Origin of the sequence: Arthrobacter sp. TB 26 (assembly GCF_000427315.1) — a bacterium.
Taxonomy (GTDB): Bacteria; Actinomycetota; Actinomycetes; order Actinomycetales; family Micrococcaceae; genus Arthrobacter.
This window is the reverse complement of sequence record NZ_AUPJ01000391.1, coordinates 1-6930: the sequence shown is the minus strand read 5'-3', so window position 1 is coordinate 6930 and position 6930 is coordinate 1. Positions and strand designations below refer to the sequence as shown.

General features: G+C 57.7%; 5 protein-coding genes. 3 read left to right on the top strand and 2 right to left on the bottom strand.

Features of this window, described 5'->3' with window-relative positions:
• Positions 1-2 precede the first annotated feature (2 nt).
• Both K789_RS0115245 and K789_RS0115240 read right to left on the bottom strand, forming a co-directional pair.
• Positions 3-1472, bottom strand: a complete 1470-nt coding sequence (locus tag K789_RS0115245) for an APC family permease (RefSeq protein WP_128081531.1) — start codon at positions 1470-1472, stop codon at positions 3-5.
• A 355-nt stretch (positions 1473-1827) separates the two neighbouring features.
• Complete coding sequence (locus K789_RS0115240) at positions 1828-2400, bottom strand: Lrp/AsnC family transcriptional regulator (protein WP_024367512.1); 573 nt, start codon at positions 2398-2400, stop codon at positions 1828-1830.
• A gap of 1092 nt (positions 2401-3492) precedes the next feature.
• Between K789_RS0115240 and K789_RS0115235 the strand changes: the two genes are divergently transcribed.
• The 3 genes from K789_RS0115235 (at position 3493) to K789_RS0115225 (ending at position 6928) form a co-directional block, all read left to right on the top strand.
• The gene (locus K789_RS0115235) at positions 3493-4911 is read left to right on the top strand and encodes a flavin monoamine oxidase family protein (RefSeq protein ID WP_024367511.1); all 1419 of its coding nucleotides are present in this window, start codon (positions 3493-3495) and stop codon (positions 4909-4911) included.
• Positions 4908-5318, top strand: a complete 411-nt coding sequence (locus K789_RS0115230) for a RidA family protein (protein WP_024367510.1) — start codon at positions 4908-4910, stop codon at positions 5316-5318. Before K789_RS0115235 ends, K789_RS0115230 begins: the two co-directional genes overlap by 4 nt.
• 140 nt (positions 5319-5458) lie before the next feature.
• Positions 5459-6928, top strand: coding sequence for an APC family permease (locus K789_RS0115225; RefSeq protein WP_128081531.1), 1470 nt, complete (start codon positions 5459-5461; stop codon positions 6926-6928).
• Positions 6929-6930: the final 2 nt, after the last annotated feature.

Here is a 6930-nt window from a genome sequence, read left to right as displayed (position 1 = left end):
GTTCAGTGGTCTTGAATGCCAGCCGAGTTCGTCTTACGAAGGGACAGCAATGCACCGGTCAGGGGCAGGACGACCATGAGTGTGATGGCGAAAATGGATGCTCCGGTTGAGCCTGTTATCACGTCGATATTCGTAAAGGACAGGATCAGCACGAATACAAGTCCGAGGATGGCCAGTACCGGCGCGATGATCCTGACAAATATGGACACCTTGAGCGTCGGTCTAAAGTTGAAATAGAAGATGACAGCCAGGGATGTCAGCGCCATGAGAGCCAGAACGGCGAACCCCAGAACGCCCACGAGCGGAGCGAACACCCCCGTAACCGGGTCAAGGTTGAGGACTGCAGACACGATCACCCCGACGAGAACGAGACCCGAGAGGACCGCCGAAGCGTTCGATGGAACTCCGTGCCTGACATGGACCTTTCCGAAGTATGCGGGGAGCAACCCCGACTGGCCCATTGCCATTTTGTACCTGCTCACGACATTGTGAAATGAGAGAGCACAAGCAAAAACGCTACCCACGAGGAGCACGTTGACTATGTTCGAGTACACGGGGGAAATAAACTCAGAGCCGAGCACGAAGACTCCTGCGCTTGGGTCAGCCGAGAGGAACCCGACGACGTTCCCCGAGCCCGCGCCGATAACGATGCTGAACGAAGTGAACAGATACAGAATTCCGACTGAGAATACGGCCAGGTAGGTGGCACGAGGGACAGTTTTCTCCGGGTTTTTGGCCTCACTGCGGAATACCGCCGTCGCTTCAAATCCGACGAAACAAAGCGCGGCCCACATGATGCCACTCGCAGGCGACCCGTGCGTCATCGCTTCAACCGGATTTACGGGCGCGGCTGTGACGCCCTCGGCGCCTCCCTGGGACAAGATAGCGATGTCCAGCACCAGCAGGGCTACGGCTTCCAGAACAAGCAAGACACCAAGGACTTTGGAGCTCAGATCGATGTCTCGGTATCCGAGTAAGGCAATGAGCGCCCAAAACACTAGCGACCAAAGCCACCAGGGGGAGTCCTGCCAGCCGGTGAATGTGCCGACGAGCTGTGTAATGAACGGCCCCGCATAAACAGTCAAGGCCACTACGGTCAGAGCGTAGGCTCCCAGTGCGAGCATCGCCGAGGCGTTGCCGGGAACCCTTCCAAGCCCTCGCTCAATGTACGAGTAAAAGCCACCAACGTTCCGTATATGCTTGCTTAGTTCGTTGTAACCGACGACAAACAAACAGAGGATCGCCATTGCGATCACGTAATAGAACGGTGCCGCAGAGTTCTCTGAAAAGACAATCGAGAGGGGCAACACACCTGTCGCCGCGGTGAGCGGTGCAGCAGCCGCCACCACCATGAAGACAATGGCCCCGGTTCCGAGCGTCCTTTTCATGGCACCGCTTGATCCTGGCGGGCTTTTTGTGCCTATCCCCTCGATTTCATGGTGCGAATTTGAACCAACTCTAGTGTCGCTCACAAAAACCTCTTTCTTCAGACAACGTTGTCTATAGAAAGAATATGGCTAGGATTTATTGCAGTCCAATACTAAATTGGTGCCCTACATATGCTGTGGATGCAATAAACGCCGGCATTCGGAGAACTGCATCGTGTCCGATTCCTCAACTGTGGGCTCAGCGGCCTACTTGCTGTCGGCGGGCCACCGGACCTTTAGGGCCGAAGAGACAACCATGCTTGAGTGCGAAGGGCTACCAAACCACTAGCCGATGGCCACATAAGCAACGCCCCTGGGAGATGACTGTGACCTGGATGGCACCGATGGACGGACCCAGTCGGCCAACGCCTGAACGATCGTGTGGCACGATGACCTCACGCTATTGCTCGAAAACTCCCGGAAAATCGCGTGAGGGACCTATCGGGCGTCTCACCTCATCGAACCCCGTCAAATGGTCCATGTGATCCGCCCCGAGTGCGTGTTCGTAGATTATGTGGGTTCGGGTGGAAGCAACGACCGGATGCATGCTTACTTCTGTGGCGACAATGTCCCTCAGCTGATTGGTCGAAGTGCAGGTCAGATGGATCAAGAAGTCTTCATCGCCGCCCATGAAGTACAGATATAACACGCTCGGAAGCCGGGTCATCAAGTTGGCGTACTCCTGAACGTGCGGTCTCGCCTGAGCGCGCAAACGAACGAAGACCATAGCCTGAATCGGCAACCCGACCCTCCTGAAGTCGATGTCAGCGTGGGACGATTTGAGTACTCCTGCCCTCCTTAGGGCCGAAGCCCGAGCAGATACGGTCGATGGAGACACGTTGAGGAGTGTCGCAAGCTCGGATATCGTTATCCGTCCATTTCTGATGAACTCCCAAAGTATCTGTTCATCTAGCTCATCTACTACCTGATACGCGCTGCTAGCGGCCCGGTCAGGGTTGCCGACTTTTGTCATCCATCTCACTTCCATACAACGTCACTGGTCAATCCACCTAGCCCCATCGAGGACCATTGCCCCCGTGGCATCGACTCATGTCACTGATCTCGCGGCGCGCCCGCGTCGCTGCAATGGTGGTTTGGCAAGGGCGGTTCACCGCGCTCCATCCCATTTTACCGCTTGTCGCCCCCTGAGCAGTGAGCCCTGTCACAGTAGACCGTGGGCCCCGTACGGTAGCGGAGCATGGCTGGTCTTCAAGCCGGTGATAATGATTGCCACCAAGCACGAGGGCCTCGCGTGGCACGCCCGAATGCGGCTGCGCTTGTCCCCGCGGGCATGTTGCTGACCGGGTCGAGTCCGGGTGAAGAAAGCCTGCTCCACGGCCCTCCAGCGTTCGTCGACGGCAAACATGTGCCCGACGGCTGGCTGTATGGATCGAGTGTTCGAGGGGCGAGAAGTTAGTTGACGCGTCCGGCGCTCCCTTTGCCTCCGCGGACATCACTGCCCGGCATTCGAACAGTGCCGGCGTTTCCAGCCGGTCCGTGGCCGCGGATTTTCCCCGACATTCCGGCGGCAGCCAGCGGCCGAGCCCAGCGAATCGTGGCCAGGAAGTCCCGCCCGTTCAAAAGGGGCCCATCGCTGCCTCACTCGGTCAGGGAGTCGGCGGGCACACCGGGCGCGGCTCATACAAGGATGCCCCGGAGTAGGAGCCACCTCGAATGAGCCAACGCTTCTTCGGTGACAGGCGATACCGCCGCCCCATTTCAGGGAAGCGATCAGCGATTCACTGATCGCAATTCGGTCCGGTGAACCCGTCTGCGCGTAACAGTGCGAGGCACGATAGGGCAGGCAGCAGGTCCTCAGGAACAGCCTGCAGTCGCACACGTAGTAAGTGGCTCGCCCGGACGTTTCTTTCGCCAGCTCGAACGCCAGGGGGGGCTAATCGAAATTCCTGCATGAATATGGGTCAATTTCAAAAAACATTCGGCAGATCTCCTCCTCAGCCAAAACTTCCCTACTCTGAATTCACGCCCCATCCGTGTGGCCCGCCCGTCTAGGCCGATGTGCCGTAGCAGGCAAGCCGCAAGATCGAAAAGAGAGGAAAGTGCTTTGACCCATCTCAATACTTACGAGTCAGTTACCCCCGATCCCGACGTCGATGTGATCATCATCGGCGCGGGGATCTCAGGCAGCGCCGCAGCCAAGGCCTTGCATGATCAAGGCGCGTCCGTTCTCGTCGTCGAGGCGAATGACAGGATCGGCGGACGGACCTGGACAGAACAGGAGGGCGCACCCGGGGGTCCAATCGATTATGGCGGCATGTTCATCGGGGAGACGCATACGCACCTTATTGAACTTGGCACAAGCCTGGGCTTGGAGATGACCCCATCGGGCAAGCCCGGCGATGACACTTACATTGTGGCGGGCAATGTCTTGAGGGCTCCTGACGACCAACTGGACCCCAACCTTCCCTTCGTTCCGGAGTTTCTCTCCTCCCTTAAGGCTCTTGACGAATTGGCGGACAGCGTCGGTTGGGACCAGCCTTGGGCATCGCCTAACGCAGCAGCACTCGACAGCAAGACGGTAGCCACATGGTTGGCGGAGACGATCGAGAGCGAAGAAGTCAGACGGTTGCACACGGTTATCGTCAATACCCTCCTCGGCGCCGACCCCTATGAGGTTTCCCTCCTGTACTGGGCCTACTACGTCAGTGAGTGCGAAGGGATACAGTCACTCATGGGCACCCGGGACGGAGCCCAATGGGCATGGTGGTTTGGCGGCGCCGCTCAGGTGAGCTGGCGAATCGCCGATGCCATCGGGAGGGACAAGTTCCTTTTGGAGTGGCCGGTCGACCGTATCGAGCACGACGAATCGGGGGTGACACTTTTCTCCGGGCAGCGGAGCCTGCGGGCACGCCATATCGTGATCGCCATGTCACCCTTGGCGGCAAACCAAATCCGTTTTGAACCAGCCCTACCGACATCTCGAGCGCAACTCCAGGCGCGCGCACCGATGGGCCGCTATTACAAGGTGCAGGCGCGCTACCCCTCTTCATTCTGGGTCGAGCAGGGCTATTCCGGCGCGTTGCTTGACACCGAAGACGTCGGAGTCTTCCTCCTCGACGGCACGAAACCTACCGATACGCTAGCGACCCTAATCGGGTTCATCGGAGGGTCAAATTACGACCGCTGGGCGGCCCACACACCCCAAGAGCGCGAGCGGGCTTTCCTGGATCTTCTGGTGAAGGCGTTCGGTCCGCAGGCAGCAGACCCCAGCTACTTCCATGAGACTGACTGGACCCAGCAGGAGTGGGCAAAGGGAGGCCCTGTCACCTATATGCCCCCGGGAGTGTTGGCCAACTTTGGTGCAGCCCTACGCGATCCGGTCGGGAAAGTGCATTTCGCTGGTACCGAAGCGTCGTTCCAATGGTCCGGCTATATGGAAGGTGGCGTCCGGGCAGGCCAGAAGGCCGCCGCTGCGATTGCCGAGGAGCTCGAACGAACCGCCAACAAAGGAGCTCTCGTATGATCGGTCAGCGCGGCGGAGGGCGTTCGATCCTTCCCGTTTCCATGGCTGAGTTTTACAACGACTATCACTTCTCGCCGGGCTTCGAAGCTGGAGGTTTCCTGTTTATTTCGGGCCAAACCGGGATCGACTCCTCTGGCAAAGTACCCAACGATCCCTCCGAACAAGCGCGGTTGGCGTTCGAGGGAATAGGAGCCGTCCTTACCGAAGCCGGACTTGGATTTGAGGACATCGTGAGCATCACCAGTCACCACGTGGGCGATATCACAGGAATATTCGATTGGTTCCCCAGGGTAAAGGACTCGTTCCTTACCCCACCCTATCCGGCCTGGACAGCGTTGGAGGTGAGCGGTCTGGCAATCCCGGGCGCCGTCATAGAGATAAGCGCAATTGCAAGGTCGTCCCCCTAGGGCGCGTTCCTAAAGCTGGTCGGCATAAGCAAATTTTATTAAAGAATATAGAACATATGGATTTCAGGATGGCATGGGACTGTAAATGATTCCCGCCATATTCTCCCTATAGACAACGTTGTCTGAAGAAAGAGGTTTTTGTGAGCGACACTAGAGTTGGTTCAAATTCGCACCATGAAATCGAGGGGATAGGCACAAAAAGCCCGCCAGGATCAAGCGGTGCCATGAAAAGGACGCTCGGAACCGGGGCCATTGTCTTCATGGTGGTGGCGGCTGCTGCACCGCTCACCGCGGCGACAGGTGTGTTGCCCCTCTCGATTGTCTTTTCAGAGAACTCTGCGGCACCGTTCTATTACGTGATCGCAATGGCGATCCTCTGTTTGTTTGTCGTCGGTTACAACGAACTAAGCAAGCATATACGGAACGTTGGTGGCTTTTACTCGTACATTGAGCGAGGGCTTGGAAGGGTTCCCGGCAACGCCTCGGCGATGCTCGCACTGGGAGCCTACGCTCTGACCGTAGTGGCCTTGACTGTTTATGCGGGGCCGTTCATTACACAGCTCGTCGGCACATTCACCGGCTGGCAGGACTCCCCCTGGTGGCTTTGGTCGCTAGTGTTTTGGGCGCTCATTGCCTTACTCGGATACCGAGACATCGATCTGAGCTCCAAAGTCCTTGGTGTCTTGCTTGTTCTGGAAGCCGTAGCCCTGCTGGTGCTGGACATCGCTATCTTGTCCCAGGGAGGCGCCGAGGGCGTCACAGCCGCGCCCGTAAATCCGGTTGAAGCGATGACGCACGGGTCGCCTGCGAGTGGCATCATGTGGGCCGCGCTTTGTTTCGTCGGATTTGAAGCGACGGCGGTATTCCGCAGTGAGGCCAAAAACCCGGAGAAAACTGTCCCTCGTGCCACCTACCTGGCCGTATTCTCAGTCGGAATTCTGTATCTGTTCACTTCGTTCAGCATCGTTATCGGCGCGGGCTCGGGGAACGTCGTCGGGTTCCTCTCGGCTGACCCAAGCGCAGGAGTCTTCGTGCTCGGCTCTGAGTTTATTTCCCCCGTGTACTCGAACATAGTCAACGTGCTCCTCGTGGGTAGCGTTTTTGCTTGTGCTCTCTCATTTCACAATGTCGTGAGCAGGTACAAAATGGCAATGGGCCAGTCGGGGTTGCTCCCCGCATACTTCGGAAAGGTCCATGTCAGGCACGGAGTTCCATCGAACGCTTCGGCGGTCCTCTCGGGTCTCGTTCTCGTCGGGGTGATCGTGTCTGCAGTCCTCAACCTTGACCCGGTTACGGGGGTGTTCGCTCCGCTCGTGGGCGTTCTGGGGTTCGCCGTTCTGGCTCTCATGGCGCTGACATCCCTGGCTGTCATCTTCTATTTCAACTTTAGACCGACGCTCAAGGTGTCCATATTTGTCAGGATCATCGCGCCGGTACTGGCCATCCTCGGACTTGTATTCGTGCTGATCCTGTCCTTTACGAATATCGACGTGATAACAGGCTCAACCGGAGCATCCATTTTCGCCATCACACTCATGGTCGTCCTGCCCCTGACCGGTGCATTGCTGTCCCTTCGTAAGACGAACTCGGCTGGCATTCAAGACCACTGAAC

Coding starts and splice junctions, on each gene's coding strand:
- K789_RS0115230 (WP_024367510.1), top strand. CDS start 4,908: ATGATCGGTCAGCGCGGCGGAGGGCGTTCGATCCTTCCCGTTTCCATG.
- K789_RS0115240 (WP_024367512.1), bottom strand. CDS start 2,400: ATGACAAAAGTCGGCAACCCTGACCGGGCCGCTAGCAGCGCGTATCAG.